This is a genomic window from Streptomyces fildesensis, assembly GCF_016107395.1.
In the GTDB taxonomy this organism is placed as follows: Bacteria; Actinomycetota; Actinomycetes; order Streptomycetales; family Streptomycetaceae; genus Actinacidiphila; species Actinacidiphila fildesensis.
Genome location: NZ_JAAIKO010000016.1, coordinates 22,340 through 44,175 on the forward strand (window position 1 = coordinate 22,340; position 21,836 = coordinate 44,175).

23 protein-coding genes and 2 pseudogenes are annotated in these 21,836 nt (G+C 68.9%); 9 read left to right on the plus strand and 16 right to left on the minus strand.

Going from position 1 to position 21,836, the window contains the following annotated elements; genetic code table 11:
• Nucleotides 1–564 (minus strand): amidohydrolase family protein, encoded by a 564-nt coding sequence (locus tag C6N31_RS45625; protein ID WP_307811519.1) that lies wholly within the window; start codon nucleotides 562–564, stop codon nucleotides 1–3.
• A gap of 50 nt (nucleotides 565–614) precedes the next feature.
• Between C6N31_RS45625 and C6N31_RS45630 the strand changes: the two genes are divergently transcribed.
• Entirely contained in the window at nucleotides 615–977 is a 363-nt protein-coding gene (locus tag C6N31_RS45630; protein WP_306665000.1) for a hypothetical protein, read from the plus strand.
• Nucleotides 978–1,049: 72 nt separating this feature from the next.
• On the opposite strand, the gene C6N31_RS45635 is transcribed toward C6N31_RS45630, so the two are convergent.
• From C6N31_RS45635 to C6N31_RS21635, 3 genes are all read right to left on the minus strand, one after another.
• A complete protein-coding gene (locus C6N31_RS45635; protein WP_306665001.1) occupies nucleotides 1,050–1,430 on the minus strand; it encodes an amidohydrolase family protein in 381 nt (126 codons plus the stop codon).
• 85 nt (nucleotides 1,431–1,515) lie between these two features.
• Nucleotides 1,516–1,794 (minus strand): Atu4866 domain-containing protein, encoded by a 279-nt coding sequence (locus tag C6N31_RS21630; RefSeq protein ID WP_138351757.1) that lies wholly within the window; start codon nucleotides 1,792–1,794, stop codon nucleotides 1,516–1,518.
• A gap of 151 nt (nucleotides 1,795–1,945) precedes the next feature.
• Nucleotides 1,946–2,770 (minus strand): dienelactone hydrolase family protein, encoded by an 825-nt coding sequence (locus tag C6N31_RS21635; RefSeq protein ID WP_232485481.1) that lies wholly within the window; start codon nucleotides 2,768–2,770, stop codon nucleotides 1,946–1,948.
• 97 nt (nucleotides 2,771–2,867) lie between these two features.
• Between C6N31_RS21635 and C6N31_RS21640 the strand changes: the two genes are divergently transcribed.
• Together C6N31_RS21640 and C6N31_RS21645 are read left to right on the plus strand one after the other, a co-directional pair.
• On the plus strand, nucleotides 2,868–3,872 hold the full coding sequence (locus C6N31_RS21640; protein WP_138351756.1) for a GlxA family transcriptional regulator: 1,005 nt from the start codon (nucleotides 2,868–2,870) through the stop codon (nucleotides 3,870–3,872).
• Between the two features lie 261 nt (nucleotides 3,873–4,133).
• Nucleotides 4,134–4,868, plus strand: a complete 735-nt coding sequence (locus C6N31_RS21645) for a hypothetical protein (protein WP_138351755.1) — start codon at nucleotides 4,134–4,136, stop codon at nucleotides 4,866–4,868.
• A gap of 129 nt (nucleotides 4,869–4,997) precedes the next feature.
• On the opposite strand, the gene C6N31_RS21650 is transcribed toward C6N31_RS21645, so the two are convergent.
• On the minus strand, nucleotides 4,998–6,122 hold the full coding sequence (locus tag C6N31_RS21650) for an NADH:flavin oxidoreductase (RefSeq protein ID WP_244808940.1): 1,125 nt from the start codon (nucleotides 6,120–6,122) through the stop codon (nucleotides 4,998–5,000).
• A 334-nt stretch (nucleotides 6,123–6,456) separates the two neighbouring features.
• Between C6N31_RS21650 and C6N31_RS21655 the strand changes: the two genes are divergently transcribed.
• Together C6N31_RS21655 and C6N31_RS46935 are read left to right on the plus strand one after the other, a co-directional pair.
• On the plus strand, nucleotides 6,457–6,885 hold the full coding sequence (locus C6N31_RS21655; RefSeq protein WP_138351753.1) for a VOC family protein: 429 nt from the start codon (nucleotides 6,457–6,459) through the stop codon (nucleotides 6,883–6,885).
• Nucleotides 6,886–7,223: 338 nt separating this feature from the next.
• A pseudogene (locus C6N31_RS46935) lies at nucleotides 7,224–7,439 on the plus strand (DUF4232 domain-containing protein); the annotation flags it as partial.
• An 87-nt stretch (nucleotides 7,440–7,526) separates the two neighbouring features.
• On the opposite strand, the gene C6N31_RS21665 reads toward C6N31_RS46935, so the two are convergent.
• The 5 genes from C6N31_RS21665 to C6N31_RS21685 all read right to left on the minus strand — a co-directional run bounded on the left by C6N31_RS21665 (nucleotide 7,527) and on the right by C6N31_RS21685 (nucleotide 13,197).
• Nucleotides 7,527–9,602: a tetratricopeptide repeat protein gene (locus C6N31_RS21665; protein ID WP_198358002.1), complete on the minus strand. Its 2,076-nt coding sequence runs from the start codon at nucleotides 9,600–9,602 to the stop codon at nucleotides 7,527–7,529.
• Nucleotides 9,603–9,608: 6 nt separating this feature from the next.
• Nucleotides 9,609–10,835, minus strand: a complete 1,227-nt coding sequence (locus C6N31_RS21670) for a hypothetical protein (protein WP_138351751.1) — start codon at nucleotides 10,833–10,835, stop codon at nucleotides 9,609–9,611.
• A gap of 492 nt (nucleotides 10,836–11,327) precedes the next feature.
• Nucleotides 11,328–11,513: a hypothetical protein gene (locus C6N31_RS21675; protein WP_138351750.1), complete on the minus strand. Its 186-nt coding sequence runs from the start codon at nucleotides 11,511–11,513 to the stop codon at nucleotides 11,328–11,330.
• Between the two features lie 129 nt (nucleotides 11,514–11,642).
• Nucleotides 11,643–11,840 (minus strand): hypothetical protein, encoded by a 198-nt coding sequence (locus C6N31_RS21680; protein ID WP_138351749.1) that lies wholly within the window; start codon nucleotides 11,838–11,840, stop codon nucleotides 11,643–11,645.
• Nucleotides 11,841–12,012: 172 nt separating this feature from the next.
• Nucleotides 12,013–13,197 (minus strand): low temperature requirement protein A, encoded by a 1,185-nt coding sequence (locus C6N31_RS21685; protein WP_187144689.1) that lies wholly within the window; start codon nucleotides 13,195–13,197, stop codon nucleotides 12,013–12,015.
• A 226-nt stretch (nucleotides 13,198–13,423) separates the two neighbouring features.
• Between C6N31_RS21685 and C6N31_RS21690 the strand changes: the two genes are divergently transcribed.
• The 3 genes from C6N31_RS21690 to C6N31_RS21700 all read left to right on the plus strand — a co-directional run bounded on the left by C6N31_RS21690 (nucleotide 13,424) and on the right by C6N31_RS21700 (nucleotide 16,601).
• Nucleotides 13,424–13,768 carry a GNAT family N-acetyltransferase gene (locus tag C6N31_RS21690; protein ID WP_232485482.1) on the plus strand — a complete coding sequence of 115 codons (345 nt, stop codon included), beginning with the start codon at nucleotides 13,424–13,426 and terminating at the stop codon, nucleotides 13,766–13,768.
• A gap of 385 nt (nucleotides 13,769–14,153) precedes the next feature.
• Nucleotides 14,154–15,956 (plus strand): serine/threonine-protein kinase, encoded by a 1,803-nt coding sequence (locus C6N31_RS21695; RefSeq protein ID WP_138351746.1) that lies wholly within the window; start codon nucleotides 14,154–14,156, stop codon nucleotides 15,954–15,956.
• 93 nt (nucleotides 15,957–16,049) lie between these two features.
• Nucleotides 16,050–16,601: a GNAT family N-acetyltransferase gene (locus C6N31_RS21700; RefSeq protein ID WP_138351745.1), complete on the plus strand. Its 552-nt coding sequence runs from the start codon at nucleotides 16,050–16,052 to the stop codon at nucleotides 16,599–16,601.
• Between the two features lie 152 nt (nucleotides 16,602–16,753).
• Here the strand turns inward: C6N31_RS21700 and C6N31_RS21705 are convergent, their stop codons facing one another.
• The 4 genes and pseudogenes from C6N31_RS21705 to C6N31_RS21720 form a co-directional block, all read right to left on the minus strand.
• Complete coding sequence (locus C6N31_RS21705; RefSeq protein WP_138351744.1) at nucleotides 16,754–17,020, minus strand: hypothetical protein; 267 nt, start codon at nucleotides 17,018–17,020, stop codon at nucleotides 16,754–16,756.
• Between the two features lie 327 nt (nucleotides 17,021–17,347).
• The gene (locus tag C6N31_RS21710; RefSeq protein ID WP_138351743.1) at nucleotides 17,348–18,091 is read right to left on the minus strand and encodes an SDR family NAD(P)-dependent oxidoreductase; all 744 of its coding nucleotides are present in this window, start codon (nucleotides 18,089–18,091) and stop codon (nucleotides 17,348–17,350) included.
• A gap of 193 nt (nucleotides 18,092–18,284) precedes the next feature.
• Nucleotides 18,285–18,578, minus strand: a pseudogene (locus tag C6N31_RS21715) (FAD-dependent monooxygenase); the annotation flags it as partial.
• 77 nt (nucleotides 18,579–18,655) lie between these two features.
• Nucleotides 18,656–19,624 carry a Clp protease N-terminal domain-containing protein gene (locus C6N31_RS21720; protein WP_138351742.1) on the minus strand — a complete coding sequence of 323 codons (969 nt, stop codon included), beginning with the start codon at nucleotides 19,622–19,624 and terminating at the stop codon, nucleotides 18,656–18,658.
• Between the two features lie 68 nt (nucleotides 19,625–19,692).
• Between C6N31_RS21720 and C6N31_RS21725 the strand changes: the two genes are divergently transcribed.
• A complete protein-coding gene (locus tag C6N31_RS21725; protein ID WP_138351741.1) occupies nucleotides 19,693–20,052 on the plus strand; it encodes an excisionase in 360 nt (119 codons plus the stop codon).
• Nucleotides 20,053–20,170: 118 nt separating this feature from the next.
• On the opposite strand, the gene C6N31_RS21730 is transcribed toward C6N31_RS21725, so the two are convergent.
• Nucleotides 20,171–20,707, minus strand: coding sequence for a GNAT family N-acetyltransferase (locus tag C6N31_RS21730; RefSeq protein WP_138351740.1), 537 nt, complete (start codon nucleotides 20,705–20,707; stop codon nucleotides 20,171–20,173).
• A gap of 103 nt (nucleotides 20,708–20,810) precedes the next feature.
• Nucleotides 20,811–21,779, minus strand: a complete 969-nt coding sequence (locus tag C6N31_RS21735; protein WP_244808939.1) for an MFS transporter — start codon at nucleotides 21,777–21,779, stop codon at nucleotides 20,811–20,813.
• Between the last annotated feature and the right edge of the window lie 57 nt (nucleotides 21,780–21,836).

The window sequence follows — 21,836 nt, forward strand, 5'->3', positions numbered from 1 at the left end:
CTACTTCGGTGACGCTCCCTGGTTCTGGGCCTGGGCCGCCGCAGCGCTGAGGACGTGGTCGCGTGACTCGGTGACCGCGTGGCGCAGGGCCGGCAGGTCGACACCCAGGACCTGGCCGTTCCACTTGCGGACCTGTCCGGCGATGAACACGGCGGCGATGTTGCGGGGGTCCGAGCCCAGGACGACGGTGCCGACCGCATCGTTGAGGGGCATGGTGTTGAGATCCTCGGCGTCGATGAGCAGAAGGTCGGCTTGCTTGCCGGGAGTGAGGGAACCGGTCGTCTCCCCGAGACCGTTGGTCCTGGCGCCCTGGAGGGTCGCGAAGTCGAGAACGTCGTGGGTGCTGATCCGGTGCGGCTGGTCCGTGGTTCCGTGGGCGGCGTTGACCGCCCGCATTCGCTGGATGGTGTGCAGAGCCCGCATCTGGGTGAACATGTCGCTGGCCAGGGCGACCTCGACGTCGATACCGAGGCCCGGCCGGATGCCGGACGCCAGTGCCTCGTCGATGGCGGGGATCGCGGAGTCCAGGCCGATCTGGGCATCGGAGGTGGGCGCCAGGGACACGGTGCTTCCGGTGTCCTGGCCTGCCAGGCCTGCGGCGTCAGACCGGTGCAGTGGATGAGCGTCACCTGCGGCGTCAGCAGGCCCTCCTTCGCCCAGCGGAGAACGGCCGCGGAGGAGGTGGCACCGAGGACCGCATCGATACTGACCCCGATGCCCAACTCCGCTGCGGAGCGGGCGAGCTGCGGCCCGTAGGCGAGGTCGGGTCCGGCGATCTCATCCGTCGCCAGCGCCGCCAGGCGCAGGGTGAGCAGCGGGTGATCGCCGGTGAAGTACCGGTCGTGCAGGCGGGTGAGATCGCCGGGCCACTGCCGGTCCCAGTCGGCGAAGTGCGGGCCCATGGAGGCGTGCACACCTCGGATGCCCGTGTCGATCAGGGCCTGGACGGCCTGGTCGGAGTGGGCGGGGGTGCGTGAGTTGTGCGAGAAGTCGAGCATGCAGGTGATGCCGTTGTCGATCGCGGTGAGGGCGGCGAGCCGGGTGCCGACCTACATGTCCTGGGGACGGTAGACCGGGGCCAGTCCGGCGAGGGTGGTCATCACGTAGTCACCGAGGTCGTTCACGTCCGGCATGAGCCGGCGCAACTGCGCCTCCCAGGCGTGCCGGTGCGTGTCGACGAAACCGGGGGAGAGGATGAAGCCCTTCGCGTCGATGACCACGGCGTTCTCTGCCGCCCCCTGGGAGATCAGATCGGTTGCCACCGCACGGATGATGTCCCCTTCGATCAGGACGTCCGCACACGTCAGGACACCGTGGGCGGGATCCATGGTGACGACGGTGGCTCCGGTGATCAGAACCCGGCGGTCGGGGTCTCCGGACTGGTTGTTCAACGCGTCGATCAGTGCGCTCGCATCGCGTCGGAGGTTCATGGGTTGGTCCTTGCCTGTCGTGCGGTGGGGCGGGGGGACAGCAGTCGCCCTCGTGGGGTGGTCGTCCGGGTGGACCGGGTGGTGATCACGGAGTCGGCTTCCCGCCTTCGCGGTGGAACACATAGCCGGCGTGGTGCAGGACGTCGCCACGGAAGTCACCGGAGGCGGTGAAACCTGAGTCGTCGGCGTACTCGATGCGTGCGCCCGTGACCTGGTAGCTGCCCGTGTAGGCGCTGGTGCGGGTGCCACGAGCCTCGTCGTAGCGGCCGTTGGGCAGCAACTCCTGGCGGATGTGACCGTCGGCGGTCACCCACATCCCGAGGTAGGGATGTGGGCCCGAATCCGGTGCGTATGAGGAGGTCATGGCCTCGACTGTCGCCGTCGTGAGCTGTGACAACCAGGGCTGAGGCAATCCTGGGAGCGCGGTTCCTAGGTGCGGCGCACCCTGCCTCGGGAAGTGGGAGGATCGCGCGGCGACTTCGGTGTCGAAGCACGGACAGCGGTAAGCGCAACCTTCAGGTGCCGAGTCGCTCGACGAGGAACTCGATGATCTCGTTCCTGGCCTGCATGGTGGGGTGACCGTCCTGGTCGACAAGGTGTGCTGTGACGACGCTGTGGGCGCATCCGACGACGTCACGGAAGAAGGGCGGAGGGTCGGTGTTCGCCGTCTCCGCCTGGAGTACGCGGCCGTCGAATGCGTCGCCGAGCAGCGCCTGGTAGGCCGCGAACCGCCGGCCGGTGCACCACGTGTCGTTGTCGAAGCGGTAGGCGAGAACCTTCAGTCCGTCTCTCGTTATGCGTTCAGCCACGGCGGCCGCGTCCTCGTCGCTGATCTCCAGAGCGCCGGGGTCGTCGAGCGGAAGCGACGGATGGTTGACCACGGGTGCGATGACCGCGGGTTCGAGTGCCATGGTCAAGGCGAAGTTGCCGGTGAAGCAGAGACCGACGGCGCCGACGCCGGGTCCGCCGCACTCGGCGTGCGCCAGGCGGGCGAGGCCGCGCAGCCAGGTGACGACGGGGCTGGTGCCGCCACCGGCGAAGGCTCGGAACTCGGCGCTGACGCACGCGCGTCGGACGACGGTCTCGCGTGCCTCCGCGAGTGGATAAGCGCCGTCGACGCCGAAGAGTGAGGGCATGTACACGGAGAATCCGGCATCGCGCACCCAGCGCGCGAACCGTGCGACGTCGGGGCTGATACCCGGCATCTCGGGCATGAGGATGACGGCCGGTCCTGACCCGGCGACGTACACGGTCTTGTCGACGCCATCGACGCCATCGACGCTGACGGCCCTGCGTGCGAAGTCGTCCAAGGGGTCGCTCTGTCCTCGCATGATGGTCATGACCCAGATGGTGAGGCGTGACCGCCGTCCGGAGTAGTGGCGGCATCGCCATGTATCCCGGTAATATCGCCACCCGTCACATGGTCGGAGGCACTGCATGAGTCCGCTGCGAGTCGGGGTGCTGGCCTACCCCGGGTGCTTCGCGTCGGAAGTCTTCGGAGTCCCGGACCTCCTGACGATGGCCACCCATGTCGCCGCGGCGCAAGGATCGCTCGAGCCGGCCTATGAGACGTCGGTCGTCTCGCCCCGGCGACGGGTGATCGCGTCCGGCGGCTCGGCCATCGACGTCTCGGCGGTTCGCCCCGTCGACGTCCTGATCGTGCCGGGTTTCGAGCTGTCGCCCACCCTCGATCTCGACGCCACACTCGCCGGCCTGGGACCGGAAGTAGCTGCGATCCGATCACAGGCGGCCTCGGGGACCGCTGTCGTATCGATCTGCGTGGGTGCCTTCCTGGTCGCTGAAGCCGGCCTGCTCGGCGGGCGCGAAGCGACCACGTCCTGGTTGTTCGCGGACCGGTTCGCCCGCAGATACGCCGACGTGCGCCTGCGCCCGGAGCGTCTGGTCGTGACGGACCGGGGCGTGACGACCACAGCCGCTTTCAGCGCCATGTACGACTTCGCGCTGCACTTCATCCGCGAGCACGACGGTCCCCGCATCGCCCGCAGCACCGCGCGGATCGCCCTGGTCGACGATGCACGTTCCACGCAGGCCCCCTACGTCGATCCAGGGCTCATACCCACGGTGGGCAGGGAGTTCTCGCTCAGCGTCAAGCGGTGGCTCGACCAGAACCTGAGTACCCGCTACGACCTGCCCGTCCTCGCCCGGGAGTTCCACGTCAGCACGAGAACCATGCTCCGTCGCTTCGGCGACGAAACCGGCCAGACTCCACTCGCGTACCTGCACACGGTCCGGGTGCGTCGAGCCAGACAGCTGCTGGAGACGACCGACAGGGCAGTCGCGAGCATCGCCGCCGACGTCGGGTACCGCGATCCCGGTGCGTTCGGCGACATCTTCGCCCGGCACACGGGCCGGCGGCCGAGGGAGTACCGCGTGATGTTCCACCGCCGCGGCGACCAGCACGAGCCGACCCCGACGAACTGAGAGGCCGCGCAGACAGGCGTGCGTTCCTGGGCGGCGGACCGGGCGTTCGCCCCATCGGTGGGTCGTCCGCGCTCGTACCCTCGCAGTGGCCTTCACGCCTCCCATTGTCTGCGGGTTGGTGCCTGGATCGAGCTGGGTCCGGCGGCCCCGTGCACACGGCGCTGAAATCGTCACCCCTGACCGTGTGTCAGGGTGCGGTCAGGGTTGTGCGGGGGGCGCCCCGGACGTCGTGTGACGGCGCCCGAAGCCAAGCTGTGCCTCATGACCCGAACGAAGAGTCTCACCATCGCTCTTGCCGCCACTGTGGCCGCCGGCGTACTGACACTGGCCACGGCCACCGCGTCGAACGCCGCCGCACTGCCGCCCAAACCGTCCGACCCCGGTATACCCACATCTTTCGACTACCGCGACTGTCCCCAGCTCCCGTCGGGCGCCGATCCCGCCGCCTGGCGCTGCGAGGTGATGGTCGCCAACATCCGCCTGGCAACCGGCAGGATCCCCGCCGTCGACGTGCCGTTGACCGTCACCCACTCGGAGGGCCCGCTGCCCGACGGCACCACCGGCCAGGTCTTCGGCGCGATGCACGCCCGGTCGGTCGCCGTTCCCGGCATCCCCGGCCTGAGGATCCAGCCCGAGTACGCCGGTCACGCCGACTTCATCGGAAACGGCACCATCCGTGGCTCCATCGATATCACGCTCCGCCTCCAGTACCCGGGCTCACGGCGGACCTGCGCCATCGGCTCCGACCGTGCACCGCTGACCATCAACTCCACCGCTTACGGGCCCACGCAGTGGGTGTCCCAGCAACCGCCGATCATCAAGGGGGAGATGTACGACAGCACGTTCGCGGTACCTGGTGTGAATGGCTGCGGCCCGATCGTCGACCGGCTGTTGGACCGCGGGTTCGCGCTGCCGTCGCCGGCCGGCCGCAATCAGTTCTCGCTGGTCGGCTACTACAGCTTCCGCACACACGCGGACCTGACCGGTCAGGCGTGAGCGCATACTGCGGCGCGGCCCCGTCCAAGGCCACGGGGGCGATGAACGGGGCCGGCTCATGCCGGTCAGGAGACGTTGTCGTGAGCGAGCGGGACGTCGGCTCAGCTGTGCGGCTTCACCTGACCGACGTCAGGTGAGGGACTTCATCGACGCCGGGTCGTAGGCCGCCAGCTCTCCGAACCGACCGTCCAGCACCTTCGTGGCCCATTGCGGGTCGTTGAGGAGCGCGCGGCCGATGGCGACCATGTCGAACTCCTCGGACTCCATACGGTCGAGGAGGTCGTCGATGCCCTTGACGGCGGCGCCCTCGCCCTGGAAAGCCTTGTGGAAGTCGCCGTCCAGGCCGACCGACCCGACGGAGATGGTGGGCTTGCCGGTGAGCTTCTTCGTCCAGCCGGCCAGGTTCAGGTCGGCGCCGTCGAACTCCGGAACCCAGTAGCGCCGTGTGGAGGCGTGGAAGGCGTCCACCCCGGCTTCCGCCAGCGGGGTCAGAATCGCCTCCAGCTCCTGCGGGGTCGCGGCGAGGCGCGCGCGGTAGTCCTGCTGCTTCCACTGCGAGTAACGGAAGAGGATGGGGAAGGAGGGGGAGACGGCGGCGCGGACCGCGGCCGCGATCTCCGCCGCGAACTTCGTACGGGCCACCGGGTCGCCGCCGTACGCGTCGGTGCGGCGGTTGGTGCCTGCCCACAGGAACTGGTCGATCAGATAACCGTGCGCGCCGTGCAGCTCGACCCCGTCGAAACCGAGACGCTCGGCGTCGGCAGCCGCCGTCGCGAACGCCTCGACGACGTCGTCCAGGTCCTGCTGCGTCATCGCCTTGCCGGTGACCTCGGCGCCCTCCGTGCCGATCCCGGAGGGGCCCACCACCGGGGCGTCCGCGTAGGGAGGATCCCCCGCGTTGCGCACCATGCCGATGTGCCACAACTGCGGCACGATCGCGCCGCCCGCAGCGTGCACGGCGTCGGCGACCTTGGCCCAGCCCGCCAGTTCCGCCTCACCGTGGAAGCGCGGAACGCGGTCGCTCTGCCCGGCCGACTCATGACCGACATACGTGCCCTCAGTGATGATGAGGCCGACACCCGCGGCGGCGCGACGGGCGTAGTACGAGGCCACGTCCTCACCGGGAACACCGCCGGGGGAGAACATCCTGGTCATGGGTGCCATCGCGATCCGGTTCCGGACGGTCAGGCCGTTGAGCGAGACCGGCCGGGACAGGATCCGGGCCGCGCGGTCGGCAGGGGCGGTGGGGGACACGAGGGCTCCTTGTGGGAGGAGGAACGGTAAGAACAATGAGAAGAAGGTGCATAACGGTCGGTATGTGCATATGCATCGAGCTCCCCCCATGGCAACCGATCCGCTCGTCTCGGGATTCCGCCAGCCGCCCATACGTCGTTGTGATCCTCGATACAGCCAGGTGAGGAGATGCAGGCGGCGGAGTCCCCGGACTGCCCTCAGCCCTGCTGTCCCCGGCGCGGGCGAGCGGTTGCTTCATGCTGATCGGCGACCTGAGGATTGCCCCGCAACTGTTCGCCGGCACGGGGACTCACCTGGGAAATGAGCCGCAGAGTCCTCTTGATATGGTGCGCCGATGTCAGCGATCAAGAAGTTCCAAGTCACCTTTGACTGCGCAGAACCTGAGCGCCTCGCTCGCTTCTGGTGTGAGGTGTTGGGGTACGTCGTACCGTCGCCCCCGGAGGGGTTTGCCACTTGGGATGACTTCAAGCGCTCGCAGCCGCCTGAGCAGCGGGATTCATGGTTCGCCTGCAGTGATCCCTCAGGTGTGGGCCCGCGACTCTACTTCCAGCGTGTCCCCGAAGGGAAGGCTGCCAAGAATCGGGTGCATCTTGATGTGCGGGTCGGCACCGGTCTCGTGGGTGACGAGCGCCTCGCCGCACTTGAGGCCGAGTGCGCACGGCTGGTCCCGCTCGGCGCGGTACACGTGCAAACGCTGTATGACGGCAATGATTCGTGCATTCCGATGCAGGACATCGAGGGCAACGAGTTCTGTATCGACTAACCGGCCGCAGGGTGGAGGCCGACGGCGGGCCAGCGATCGCCAGATCTGCCGACGCAGGCTGCGCCGGGCCCACGGGGCATGACGGCTCAGGCGCCGAAGGTGCGGGGGCCGGTAGTTCGAGGAAGCCATCCAGCAGTGAACGGTCGGCGTCCGGCACCAGGTGGAAGCGGAAGGCGCCGACACCGTCGAACACGGTCGTGGCCGCCCAGTTGACCAGCTCGAATCTGGCACGCAGGTAGCTGCCTCCCGAAGCGACGACTTCGGCGCCCTCCAGCGAGATCACCACAAGGTGGGTGGCACCGCATCCGCAGTCCACGGGGCAGCAGTCCAACTCGACCATCCTCAAGGACGGGCAGTCGACGTACTTCGGCATCGACTACCCGATCAACAAGTCGGGCGGCTCCGGCGTCCGCATCACGCGGCTGCTGGTGACCCCGCCGGACGAGACGAAGACGGTCACGCTCCAGTGGCCGGGAGCCGCCACGCTGCCTGTCACGGACGGCAGCGGCTCCCCGGTAAAGGTCGGCGCGGTCGGCAGCGCCGGTCAGGGCGGCTGGCCCTCGCGCCCCAGGGTCTGGGATGCGGTCGCCGTCGACCATCCGTTCGCCCGCTGTCCCTCCGCGGCTCAGGCCCACCGACCCTCACGCCAGGCAGTGCTCGCGCTGCTCCTTCAATTCCGTGACGTCCGCGCCCGGCAGGGTCAGCGCGCGGTCGAAGTCGGCCAGTGCGAGGTCCCGTTGGCCCTCGGCCTGGTAGGCGATGCCGCGGTTGAGCAGCACGTCCGGGTCGTCGCCGACCAGGTCCAGCGTGGCGGTGAGGTCCTGGACGGCAGCTTGGTAGCGGTCCTGCTGGTAGTGGACGACGGCGCGGTTGAGCAGGGCCGCGGGATAGTCCGGGTCGAGGTCGACGGCCGAGTTGAGCGCTTCGAACGCCTCGGTGAGCGCACCGCGTTGCAGCAGTATCGTGCCGCGCATGCACAGCAGTCGCGGTTCTGCGGGCCGCAGTTGGAGGCCGGCTGCCATGTCGGTCTCCGCCGCGTCGAACTCCTCCAGGTCCAGGAGCAGTTCGGCCCGGGCGAGCCGGGTGTCGACGTCATCCGGCTCCATTTCCAGGACGTAGCCGAAGTCCGCCAGCGCACCGTCGGTGTCGCCGTTCTCGACGCGCGCCGTTCCGCGGTTGTAGAAGAGCTCGGGGAACGGCGGAGCCAGCTGTACCGCGCGGTCGTAATCGGCCAGGGCGGCGGCGAAGTCGCCGCGCGAGCGGTGGATCCGGGCCCGCTCGGAGAGGTAGTCGGTGTAATAGGGGTCGAGGTCGACCAGCGTCGAGTAGTCGGCGAACGCCTCGTCCAGCCGGCCGGTGGCCGTCAGCAGTCGGGCCCGGTTGTACAGCAACTGCGAGCGGTGCAACTGCCACTCGTCGTCGGTCAATTGCGCGTCCAGTCTGGCCAGGCAGGACTCGACGAGTTCCAGTGCGCGCCCCAGGTTGCCCCGGTGCATCTCCACCAGCGCCAGGCCGTTGTCGTGGAAGACGCTGAAGGTGAGCCGCTCGGCCGGGTCGGGCAGGATGCCGGCGATGGCGGCGGCGTTGTTCTGCCAGCGCAGCGCCTGGTCGTGGTCACGCGGCCGGAGGAAGCGGGTGTGCAGCATCGCGATCGAGTAGCTGGTCATCATGTGGACCTTGGGGTCCGGGTAGCGCTGGAGCAGGTCCAGGTAGAGCTCCATCGACTGGTCCAGCCGGTCGAGCGGGACGCAGGCGTGCGCCGCCTGCTGGGTGAAGTCCCAGAAGTCGTGCTGCTCGGCGTCCGGGTCCGTGACGGCCCGGCCGCGCAGGCCGAGGTCCACCACCATCGCCGAGAAGCCGACCTCGACGCAGTAGCGCTGGGCCGCCAGCAGGGCGAGCCGACCGGCGCCCGACGGATCGCTGCCGTGCTCGCGGTGGTAGGCGAGGGCGCCGACCCGGACGCCCCAACCCGGGGACGCGTCCTCCAGCTCCTGCGCGCGCCGGTCGTGCAGCCGCGCGCGGTCAGGCTCCGTCTGCTGGTAAGCGAGCAGCTCGTCGGGGTCGCCGCTCGTGCCGTCGCCGGACACGTAAGCCTCGGCCCATGCGGCCGACCCGGCTTCGCCACGCGGGGTTGCGGTTTCGGGCGGCGGCGCCCCGGCGTCGGTCCGCTCGGTGCAGCGGTCCAGCACCCGCGCCAGCTCGTCCGGCAGCTCGCCCTCGGCTCCGCGGACCACCACCTGTAGATGCTGCGGGTCGGCGCGGCGTACCAGCAGGGCGATGAACTCCTGCGTGGTCGGCTCCGCCTCCGCCACCTCGTCGAAGACCAGGCAGGGGGCCGGCTCGCCGCAGGACTGCATCCGGCGGGCGTACTCGAGCAGGAAGGTGACGATGCCCTGGCTCATGCAGCGGATCATCCCGGCGCCGAAGAACCGGGTGCGCTCCTTGATGGAGGACTCGTTCGCCAGAGTGCGCGGGGCCGGCCCGATCAGCTCTGCCAATTCGGGTATGCCGTAGAGCAGTTCCACCCGGTGGTGCTCGACCAGTTCGGGCCACCGGCGGACCGCCTCGGGCAGCACAGCCTGCAGTACGGTGTCCACTCCGGTGTAGGGGCCGCGCAGCCGCCGGTGGCAGCGGGCCACGACGGCGTGCTCCCCGGTGCCGGGGTACCCGGGCCGCGCCGCCGGGCTGCCGCCCATGATCCTGCGATGACCGGCCATGTCAGTTCACCCTTCGCTCGGGGAGGTCGTGGACAAGGAGCGGGACGACGGCGCCGAGGCGGCCCCGTACGAGGCGCGGCGCTTGCGCCGGGAGAGCACGATCAGCGCGACGACCTGGGCCACGTTCATGCCCAGCGACAGCAGGGAGTCCCAGAAGTGCGGATCGACGTGCCCGGAGCCGATGCCTTGGGCGGCGATGCGGAAGTAGCTGACGGTGACCGGGATACTGGCGAAGACGGTGATGGTGGCCAGCACGCAGAAGCCGAGCAGGATGAACGGTCCGTAGAAGGTGCCGACCCGGCGGTCCTGTTCGGTCCACTGCTCCTCGTCGGCCTGCCGCTCCGGGCGGCGCAGCAGGCGCCAGATCCGGTTCTTCAGCAGCGCCTTGGCCGCATCGTGCAGGTCGTAGCAGCGCAGCGCGGTGGCGAAGACATAGTAGAGGTCGGTGCGCAGATAGAGCTGGAACTGCCAGCCGATCCGCATCACCACGGTGAACGCCAGCGCCAGGCAGACCCGGCCGGTCAGCGGGAAGCTGCCGTCGGCGTGCCGGCCCGCCGCCGCGATCAGCCCGAGCACTCCCAGCACCACGGCGTCGCAGACCATCCCGGCCAGGAACGGCAGGTAGCGCTTGCGGCGTTGCACGCTCATCAGACCGTTGGTCTGCGTCTCGGCCACGATGTAGGTGAGCCGGTTGCTCAGTCGCAGTTTGGTCGGCAGGCCCAGGCGCCGTCCGGCGAGAATGTGGAAGCCCTCGTGGGCGAGCAGCAGCGGGATCTGCCCGAAGGTGATGACGAGTTGGACGGTCAGCAGCGATTTGACGAAGAAGATCTGCGAGGGGGCGGGCCGCAGTTCGCCGTGCTGAGCGACGGCCACCAGCCAGCCGGCCACGACGGCCAGGTAGCAGAGCCAGGCCACCGGCGAGAAGGCGGCGCGGCCCAGCCGGCGGAAGCGGACTTCGGTGGCGGGCTCTTCCGGTTCTGCGGCGTCGTCGCGGACGAAGCCCAGGTCGTTGAGCGTGGCCACGAAGTCCTCGACGTCGACCGGCTCGTCGAACGTCCGCTCGTACCACTCGGCGGCCTCGTCCAGTGGCAGGCCCTCGGAGAGCTGCCGGAGCAACTCGGCGCCGTCGGCGGGGAAGACCGCGTAGGTGCCGGTGTCCAGCCGACCGACGACGACCCCGTCACCCTCCGGGACATAGCTCAACTCGTAGACCGCAAGGGTGGATCCGCTCACATCGCTCCCCAGTATCGGCCGGCACCCGGCGTACCCGGGCGCACCGGTGATCCGGCGCGCCCGGGCTGGATGTACCGCGCTACCGTTACGCGTTGGCGCTGTACGGGCACTGACAAGCGGCCGACGTCAGGCGGATGTCGCCGGTGCGGCGGACGGTGATCTTCTTGGTGGCCTTGAGAGCGGTGGTCGACTTCATGGTGAACCTCCCGGCTTGATGGCTGCCCCGGCCGGCGGCCGGGCGGGACTCAACATCCCCGGTCGGTTCAGGTGCGTCAAGACATCCGCCGTCAGCTCAGATAGATCAGCAAGTGCCCAATATCCCCCGTCCATCCATCTGAGCTGCCGCATTCTGCTTCCGGATTCCATGGCGGGAGCACGCGGTGGCCGAGAATATGGCTCAGACCCTACGGGTGCTCCAGCGTTGGGCCGGGAGCCGGTAATTCGCTGGCTCTGCATGCGCGGCGACCGCAACGCCCCGGGCCGGAAACGCCCTCAGAGAACTCCCCAGGGGTTGGGGTGCGAAGTGAGGGTGGGGTCCTCGGACCAGATCAGCCGGGCTTCGAGGTCGTCGCCGAGGAGCTCCTTGAGGCGGTCCACCGCCCAGCCGTTCCAGTAGACGGCGGTCGGGAACACGGGCAGCCGGTACGCCCGCAGCGGCGCCTCGGTCGCGTCAGACATCACGGCCCCGTCCACACGGCGCCGAGGCTGGGAGCGCCGGTCGCGAGGTCCGTCCCGACTGCGGCAGGGCGCGCGCTCGGGCGCTGCCCGCGCGGTTCGGATGGTTGCCAAGCGTGACGAGCTGGGTATTCATCGGCGCCGAAGCCAGCCGGGCAGGTTGGGGAGCAGGCAGGGAAGCCAGTGCCGCAGTTCCTGCATGACCCGCAGCGCTTGCCGGCGACGGGCGGGAAACTTCGACCACACCGCCGGAGCGATGACGACCCCGAACAGCAGAAGGACGATCAGGAGCCAGCCGCCCAAGGCGGCGGCGAGCAGGAAGCGAAGCATGAGAGCCTCCGAGGCCATGACAGAGCCATGGGGCTCTCTCCCGCCGACGGAGGGCCGACCTGCACCGCCGGGCAGCCTCTGAACGCTGCCGTGTTGACGACGATGCAGTGCAAGGGATACTCCACTCCCGGCGGTTCCCTTCCCACCCGACAAGATCTCTACGCTTCGCTCGTCAATCCTGCCGTTTGGGCGTCCGTGGTTTGACGCTCAGCGCCCCCATGCCGGCTCCCCTTCCACCCCAGTTCTGCCGGAACTGCCCGCTCTCCCAGACGATGAGTGCGAGCAGCACCAGGGCGGCTGTCGCGAGCGCGACGGCGCCGCTGTTCCAGCGTGCGGCGGGGGCGACGAGTGCCGCGACGGCGAGCGCTGCTGTGAGTCGGGGTCGGGACCAGTTGGCCGCCAGCGTGCGGTGGAAGCAGGCGAGTCCGACCAGGTAGAGGCAGATCCCGAGCGGTAGGAGCAAGGCCGCGAGGTGGTGGGAGGAGTGGCGGAACTCGTCGATGGCCTTCTCCATTCCGACCGCCGCGACCGCGATGCCGAGGATGATCAGGTAGTAGGCGTACCCGAAGGAGTAGACGGCGACGCGCGGCCGGCGATCCGCCGGGACGCGTTCCAGCCGTGCTTCGCTCTCTCGTTCCTCGCGGTCGAAGTAGAGCCACCACATCTCCGCGCTCAGTACCAGCGCCAGGAGGGCACCGACGATGGAGGTGGTCACGTTGGTCTCTCGCGATGTCGCCGCGCCGACCTCGGCGATCGACTCGCCGAGGACGATGATCACCGCGAGTCCATGGCGCTCCACGAAGTGCCCGGCACCGACTGCGAACTTGCCGACCCCGGTGACCAGGGGTGTCATCACCTCCATCGCGGCTGCCAGCGTCCAGAGCCACAACCGTGCGTGCGGCGGCACGAACCCGGCGGCCAGCACCACCAGGGCGCTGGCCAGGTTCAGTGGTCCGACGCGGAGGATGCCGCGGTGCCCTGAGGTGCCGATGAATCCGACCAGGTGGACGGTGACGACCACGAGGTAGCTTGCGCCGAAGATCAGCGCCCAGGGCCCCGTTCCGGCGGCTTTCGGTACGACCATCGACATCAGGAAGAACCCCGCCGTCCCGGTCAGGAGGAGCAGGCGGGGGCCGGTGCGGTCCAGATCGAGCGCGTTGGTCAGCCAGGCGTAGCCGGAGTACATCCACCAGATGATCACCAGGAGCACGGCCACGCGTCTCAGACTGAGGAGCGTGGGTTCGGCGGCGAGGATGGAGGCGACCTGGGTGATGGTGAAGACGAAGACCAGGTCGAAGAAGAGTTCCAGCGGTCGAACGGCGTCCGCGGCGTCCGGGACGGCTCTCTCATCGGTCACGTTCGCGATTGTCCCAGCACGGCGCCGCAGCACCGGCAGGCCAGATCACAGCCGCGTGTTGTGAACGGGACGGTTCAGCTCGGCGGCTGCGGAATGACCGTAGCGTGCGCAACAGGTGCGGTGCTATCGCTGGATTGGGCGAGTGCGCGGTGGGTGCCGTTCATGGCCTGCGACAAGAGCGGATGGGTTTACCTGCCGGAAATCGATGTTTGTCAGAATCCGTGACATGAAGATCGAACAGGTCCCGTGGGCGGACCCGGACGCCACCTCCCTTCGCGTCCGGCAGCGAGCGGAGATCGCCGTGCGCTACGGAACCCCGGACAGCGAACCTGGTGCGGCGCCGTCGGAAGCGGACATCGCGTCGTTCTTCGTGGCTCGCGACGACGACGGCACCGCTGTCGGGTGCGGGGGACTTCGCCATCTCGGGGACGGGGTAGGTGAGGTGAAGCGCATGTATGTTGCCCCGGCCTGGCGCGGCTCAGGTATCGCGTTGCGGATCCTCCGCGCGCTGGAGGACTGGGCGCGTGAGCGAGGCTGGACGAGCCTTCGGCTGGAGACCGGCGATGCCTAGCCCGATGCGGTCCGCTTCTACACGCGCGCCGGCTACGAACGGATCCCGAACTTCGGTGCCTATGCAGGAACGGAGAGTTCTCTGTGCTTCGAGCGACTTCTCGAGCGTGATGACCACGCATAGGACTCACTCAACTGCGAGCAGCATCCCGATGAACTCTTCCGGTCACCGCGCTCGCGGGGAACACCGCTGAGGAGAGCTAATGCCCCACCGCTGCGCCTGCTGCTGATGTTCTTGGCCCTCCGGCCGACCGTCCGGGAGCCGTGCGGAGAACCGTCCCGGCCGTCCCGCGCGTCCCCTTCTTCACCGGGTACATCAACAGTGTCTATTCTCAGGTGAGTTACGCCGATGACCAGGCGAGAAGATCCGGGGGAGTCACGCCATCATGAGCAGTGCGAACGGGGACGGACACGACGAGCGGGACGATTACCTCGACGGGGGCATCAAACCGCTCGCGGTGAGCGACCCCGCGCGGATCGGTCCGTATCTGCTGCTCGGGCGGCTCGGTGCCGGTGGCATGGGGCGGGTGTTCCTCGCACGGTCGGACAGCGGGCGGACCGTCGCGGTGAAGGTCGTGCACGAAGAGCACGTGTCCGACGAGCAGTTCAGGGCGCGGTTCCGGCGGGAGATCGACGCGGCGCGGCGGGTCGGGGAGCAGTACACGGCGCCGGTGCTCGACGCGGATCCGGACGACAATCCGCCGTGGGTCGCCACCGGGTACGTTCCCGGGCTCTCGCTCGAACAAGTCGTACGGCGGCACGGGCCGTTGCCGGCCGCGTCCCTGCACGCCCTCACCTTCGGGCTGCTGAAGGCACTCAAGGACATTCACGAAGCCGGGATCGTGCACCGCGACCTGAAGCCGTCCAACGTGATGCTCACCGTGGACGGCGCGAAGGTGATCGACTTCGGAATCGCCCGGGCGCTCGAAACGTCCGTCGACTCCTTGCTGACCAGTACGGGGATGGTCGTCGGCTCTCCCGGGTTCATGTCGCCGGAGCAGGTGCGCGGGCAGCGCGCCGGGGTGAAGAGCGATGTGTTCACCCTCGGGTGTGTGCTGATGTATGCGGCCACGGGGAAGCTGCCGTTCGGTCAGGGGGCCAGCAACCAGCACGCCGTGATGTTCCAGATAGTCGAGGGCGAGCCCGATCTGACGGGCGTCGAGGACGCCTCGCTGCGGGCGTTCATCGCCCTGTGTCTGATCAAGGACCCCGCCCAACGGCCCAGCGTCGACGAGCTGCTGGACGCTCCCGAGCGGACGCGTCCCCTCATCACGCTCGGCACGTGGTTGCCTGCCGCGGTGGTCGCGCATCTCGCGCAGCAGTCGGCACGGCTGCTCGACGCCGAGGCGGCGCCGCTTCGGGAGGAGCCGGTGGACCGGGCGACCGTCGGGCTGCGGCCGCAGAGCGGGACCCCCGACGTCATGCCGGCCCCAGGGGGCGCCACAACGGGGGAGCGCGAACGGCGGCCCCGTCGGCGGAGCACGCTCATCGTGCTGCCCATCGTCGCCGTTATCACCGTCGGTGGCGGCACGGCCGCGCTGCTCCATACCTACGACAGCGGCCGCGGGGCCGGAGCGGAGGCCAAGCCGCCGTCCGGCAGCGTGAGTGCTGCTCCTGCGGGCAGTAACGCACCCGGCACAGGAGGCGGTTCGCCCGCCACAGCACAGGGCGTCACGGGTGGGCAGAACGCCCAGGGGGGCGCTGGGAGTTCGGCGCCGCCGGGGGGTGGCGGCAACAGCAGTCCAACCGCCGGCGGCAGCGGGTCCGGAGGTGGGTCCGGCCCTTCGGGCCCGGGCGGCGGAGGTCCGTCCAGTACCGTCGGCTCGCCCCCCAGGCCGCCCGCGACCTCGCCGGCCACCAAGCCCGCCACCACGCCCGCCGGTTCCCGGCCGCCCGCCATGACGGGCTACAACGTCGCGTACAACAATTCCTGCGTCGGCGCGTGCAACATGCCGCTCACGGTGTCCTGGTCGGCGATCTCCCGAGCGACCCGGTACGACATCCACTACACCAACAAGGGCAGCAACTTCACCACGAAGAACGTCGACAGCGTCTTGTCCACCAGCGGCACCAAGTATGTGATCAACGGCCCGTTCTCCGGTGACGAGATCTGCGTCGCGGTACGCGCGGCCAACCAGTACGGCGCCTCCGCCTGGGCGCAGACCTGGTGCGGCACGGTGCCCTACTAAAGCGTGCGGGTCTGCTTGTCGAAGACGGTAGGTCGGCCGCCTCGTGGGCCGGTACTGGGGCTCCCGCATGCGGGCGCGCGATAGATTGCCGCCATGACTGAGCCCGGACACGTCGCTTGGCCACCTGCCCCGATCGAGACCGAGCGCCTCGTGCTCCGTGCGTCCGAGGCGCGGGACCGTGCGGCGTGCATCGAGCTGTCCGCCTCGCCGGAGGTCGGCACGTATGTCGGCGGCGCTCGGCCGCGTGATGAGCTCGAGCGCACCGTGCCCGAAGTGCCCGGGCGGCGCCCCGGCTTCTTCGTGGTCGAGCTCGGCGGGGCGATGATCGGCTACATCCAGCTGCTCGATCGGCGTGACGCGGAGCGTCCGGGTCACGTCCGTCCGGAGGGCGGCGAGGCCGAGCTGGGCTACATGTTCCTGCCCGAGGCGTGGGGGTATGGGTATGCCGCCGAGGCATGCGCAGCGGCACTCGGCTGGTTCGCCGACGCGCTTCCCGGCGAGCCGGTGGTGCTCACCACCCAGACCGCCAACGCGCGCTCGATGCGCCTCGCGGCGAAGCTGGGGTTCACCGCGGTGGAACGGTTCGAGGAATGGGGTGCCGAGCAGTTGTTCGGCGTGTGGTCACCGGTCACACCGTCCGGTTGAGTCCGGGCGCGACAGCGCGGATCCACGTGGCCACCTGGGTGTCGACCGGCGCCAACAGCCGTGCTTCGTCGCGCAGACTGCCGTAGCCACTACGGAAGAGCGGACAGAACCTCGCAGAGCGCGCGCTACCGCCTAAGGAGAGGCCATGTAGTTCAGAACAGGCCCACCTCGGCCACGGGGGTCTCGTGATGTCCCATTCCGTATCCGTACACCTGCACGGCGCCGTGCTCCACCTCTGTCCACGTCAAGCCCTCGGCCTGCGTGGGCATCTGGCCGGCCGCCCGCATCCTCAGCATGCGTGCCTTGGCCTCTTCGGCGAGCCCCATCGGATCGTCCGAGTCGTGATCGCTGTCGGTCCAGCCTCGGGCCAACTGGCCCTCGGTCCAGTACAGCAAGATCCGCGTCTCGTAGTGCTTCATGGCGTACCTCCACCTCAACGGTGCTCCATCGACTACTGCTGCGCACGTCCAGGAAGCTTCCGGGTTTGTCTCAGGGTCCCGCAGGCAGGGCCCTGAGGTGATTCAGCTGACGGTGGCCTTTGCGGCATTCGGGGGCGACGGGGTGCTGGTCGGTCTCCTTTCCGATCCCGGCGAGCTCGTCGGTGGACATGTTGAGCTCTGCCGTCAGGCGGCCTCCGGAGTCTTCCAGCGGTAGACCCCTCCGCGCCAGGCATCGACGGTCACAGCGCCTCCTCCTCGTCCTGCTGATCCGTCAGAGAATCTCCTCCTGCCATGCAGAGCCGGCGGCTATGTACGCGGTTTACGCGAGCGGGCCATGGCCGCGACAATCCGGCGCGGCAGATGCCGGACTGCCTGGTCGTACAACTTGAAGTGCCAACCGGCGATGCTGACGGGCGCGCCCCGCCGCAGGTCCTTCATCGCTTCTTCCACTACTTGGTCCACCTCGAGCCAGAGCCAGTCGGCGACCGGAATGCCCGCCGCGCCCGGGGTCCGGGTGAACCCGGGAACGACTGCGAGGACGCGTATGCCTTGGTCCTTGAAGTCGAAGCGGAGGGATTCACTGAAACGGATCAACCAGGCTTTGGCCGCTCCGTAAGTGCCGGTGGGCAGGAGACCAGCAACGGATGCGATGTTGAGGATCACGCCGTGGCGGCGTTCGGCCATCCCGGGGATCGCAGCCTGGGTGAGCCGAAGCGGGACTCGGATCAGGAGGTCGATCATCCGCTCTTCGTCCGCGAGCGGGCTGCGCGGGTACGGTGCCGGGAGTGCGTGGCCGGCGTTGTTCACCAGGATGTCGATGGTGCTGTTCCGCAGTCGGTCCTCGACCCGGGCGCAACCTTCCACGGTGGTCAGGTCGGCCTCGATGGTGTCGACGCACACGCCGTAGCGGGTGTGGAGGTCGGCGGCGACGGCGTCCAGGCGCTCCTTGCCGCGGGCGACCAGTACGAGGTCGTGCCCGTCAGCGGCAAATCGCCGGGCGAATCCCGCCCCGATGCCGTAGGTGCCGCCGGTGATCAGAACTGTGGTCATGTCGTGCGCTTTCTGCGTCGGTGGTCGCCGGCCGTGTGGCCCCAGGTGATTGCGCTGGCTTGCTGGGCGGCCGGTTGCCTGGTCGGATCGGCTGTCTTCAGCCAGGTTGGAAGAATGCGAGCATTTTCTGGCCGGCGTCCGGCGACTCCAGGACTTCCTGGATGTGCGCGGACTGCCGGCCGGCGGCGCTGGTGCGTTCGAGCGGGGCGTCGTCGGGCGTGTGCTCCTGCAGCAGCAGGGTGCCGTCCGGCTCGAGAAGTTGCAGGTCCTGGCCTTCACGACGGGCAATCGCGTGGAACCGGTCGAGCAGGCCGGCCTCGCGCAACGCCCGCTGCCCGGTCCCGGAGTGCAGATCAAGCATGCCACCCTGACCGCGCGCGCCACGCGACGATTCCCGTTCGTACACCACGGCGTCGATGCCGTTCATGTGCAGCACACGAGCAAGGGCCAGGCCGCCCAAGCCGGCGCCAACGCTGCTGATGGTCATGGGGGCCTCCGAATCACCGCACCCCGGGCTGTCCTTGCTCGTCCCGACGACAGGTTCTCGCCCGCTGATCGGCCGGCTCACCGGCGGAGCCGGGGTGCGAGGACCGCGCGTACGACCTTGGCCACGTTGCCCGCGGCGGATCCGTCCTCTTCGGGTTCCGGTTCCAGCACACGTTGGACCTGCAGCAGCAGTTGGTTGGCCGACCGCCAGAGCGGGACGAACATGCCGGCCACCGGCCCGACGCCCTGGATCGGGCCGTTGGCCAGCTCGGTGACCTTCTTGGCGAGCGTGACGGTTGTCGGGTCCCGCAGGATCACGTGCACCTCATCGTCGACCAGCCGGATCTCCATCGTGCGCGCGGCGGCTTCCTCCGGGTTCGCGTCCGTGGTCGTCTCCGGATCCAGTGCGTCGATCTTGGCGGCGACCGCCTTCGGGTCGACTCCGAGTTCGCGCAGCACCTTGGCCGCCATGCTGTTCTCCGCGCGCAGCATCGCCTCCAACAGGTGATGGCTGCCGACCGGTGCGCCACCGGCCAGCGCGCCGGCGGCGGACAGGGTGTCCTCGGTGGCAGATGTGCCGGCAGGCCAGGGGCCGGCCGTGACGTCCTGCGATCCCTCCGACGACGCCAGCACGGCGGCACGGATCTTGCTGATCGGATTGATCCGCTCGGCAAGGATTTTCGCGCCGACGCCCTCACCTTCGCTGACCAGGGCAAGGAGGATGTGTTCCGTCCCGATGTTGGTGTGGTGCAGCTGCTGCGCCTCGCGGAGGGCGAGTTCGAGTGTCTTCTTCGCTTGCGGAGCGAAGGGGATATGGCCGCTCAGCTCCTGCGTGCCGGGCTTGACCACCGCGGCGATATCGGCCTGCGCCGTCTGCTTGTTGTATCCGAGCCGGTGCAGGACTTTCGCCGCCGTGCTGTCGGGCGCGTCGAGCAGCCCCAACAGGATGTGCTCCGTGCCGATGTGGTTGTGCCTGAGCAGCCTCGCCTCCTCCTGAGCCGTGACGACCACCTTGCGGGCTTCCGGAGTGAACCTTTCAAATGGCATGGTTCCATGGTCTCAACCCTGTCAATACACTGCTATTGACAGGGTAACTGTGTTGAAGGGAGGGTGTGATGGAGTCACCGTCGGACTGGGAGGACCGGCTCGCGCGCTGGCAGAACGAGCTCGAGCTGTTCGAGCATCTGGATGAGACACCCTGGGTCACGCTGGGCAAGGCGGAGGCTGAGACCGGCGTTTCCCGCTCGGCCCTGCGGTCCTGGTACCGCAACGGCGAGATCCAGTCCCGGTTGGCGGACGGCCCGAACGGGCCACAGCGCCTGGTCCAGTTGGACGCGGTGATCGAGCGCGCCGCCGCGTCACCGCGCATTCAGCGCAGGGCGGAACGGGAGGTCAGCCTGGAAGCACAGGTCGCCCTGCTACGACACCGGGTTGACCAACTTGAGCTGCGGCTGGCCGCGCTGGAGCGGAAGTGACCGACGCGAGCAGTACCGTGCCATCGGCGCGGAGCGGTCGACCCAGGTCAAGGGCGCAGACCCTGTTCCCTTCGCTGGGTGCCGCCGCGTAGCCGACAACCGGTGCGGCCGGGGCCCGTCACATCGGGAGGGAGAACAGCCGCACTGGCTCCGGAGGCCAGTACGCGTTGTCGCGCAGGGCGATCACCATGGTCCGCAGTGGCATGGTCACCAAGCGGGTGTCGGGTTGTTCGACAAGGACGTCCCTGTCGAGCGGGTGCCATCCCAGGCGCTGGTACAGCGGCATGAGAGGGGGCCGGCAGAACAGGAGAGCGTGCTGTGGACCCATCGTGCGTGCGTGGTCGAGTGCCGCTGCGAGCACGAGCCGGGCGAGCCCCTGGCCTTGCATGTGGGGTGCTACGGCCACCCCGCCGACGCCCACCACCTCTGTCTTCGTGTCGCCGATCGCAACCGGCAGCCGTAGCAAGCCGGCGTGTGCCACCAGCCGGTCGCGGTGTCTGATGCCGAAGTGTTCTTCCTTGGGCAGCCAGGTCAAACCGGTCGCGGCAACACCGAAGGGATCATCGCCGGCGCCGAGGATCTCGTCCTGCTCGGTCCTCGTGTACCGAGGGAGCCGCACTACAGCCGGTTCTCCAGAGAATTGGTTCTCAGACATCCCCACATGATGATCTCTCCTCCGGGGACTGGCCAAGCGATTGCTCAGCCGATCATCGAGAAGGGGCCATGGATTCCCGGTAGCACAGGCGATCCGCGGCGGGTCAGGCAGGCAAGGGTCGCGCGTCCGCATCCGTGTCGCTGTCCGGAGGTACCGGATTGTCGGCAGCCAGGGAGCGGATGCGGGGTATCGGCGAGGGCAGCAGCCACAACAGCGACAGCGCTCCGCCGACGGCACCGATGAGGAGGGTCGCCCGGAGGCCGATGAGCGTAGCGAGGAGGCCACCGAGGACGGCGCCCACAGGACGCAACCCGTAATTGATCGTGCTGTACGCGCCGGCCACGCGACTGCGCATGCCATCGGGGATCACGGTCGCCTGAAGCGAGTTGAGGTTGACGTCGAAGAGCATGACGCCGACGCCGGAGAGGAACTCGGTCAGGGCCAAGGCTCCGGCGCGGGACCAGAGGGGGCCGCCCGCGGCAGCGGCGATGGCGATCGGCGCCGGGAACAACACAGCGCCCACGACGATGCTGCGCCCCACGCCGAGCCTTCGCGCGACCTTCGGGGCGATCACCGCGCCCAGGAGCGAGCCGGTGGCGCCGATCCCGAACGCCATGCCGATGACTCCCGCGGTCAGTCCGAGGTTCCGGTTGGCGAACAGCACGATCAGTCCGCTGCCCGCGACAAAGGTGAAGAAGTTGACGGTCGCCGCGCACCCGAGGCTTGCCCGGAGTACTGGGTGACGGACAACGAATACCAGCCCCTCCCTGGCACGCCGTAGCAGCGGGGGTGTCGCTCGGTCAGGGGCGGCCGCCGGTTCGTCGGTGGAACCCCGACCGACCAGAATCGCGGACGCCAGGAACGTCAGGGCGTCGACGACGACGGCGACGGGAGCGGTGAGCGCCTGGACCAGAGCGCCACCGATCGCCGGGCCGGCGACGTATGACGCGGAACGGCTCGCACTGAGCTTGCTGTTCGCGTCGAGGTAGGACGAGCGGGGCACCAGGTGGGCGAAGAACGGCGGATAGGCGGTGTTGAACAGCACCCCTGCTGCGCCGGTCAGTAGCGCCACGGCGTGCGATCAGCGTTGGCCGCCGCCTGCTGACGTCCCGGCCGGTTGTCCACAACA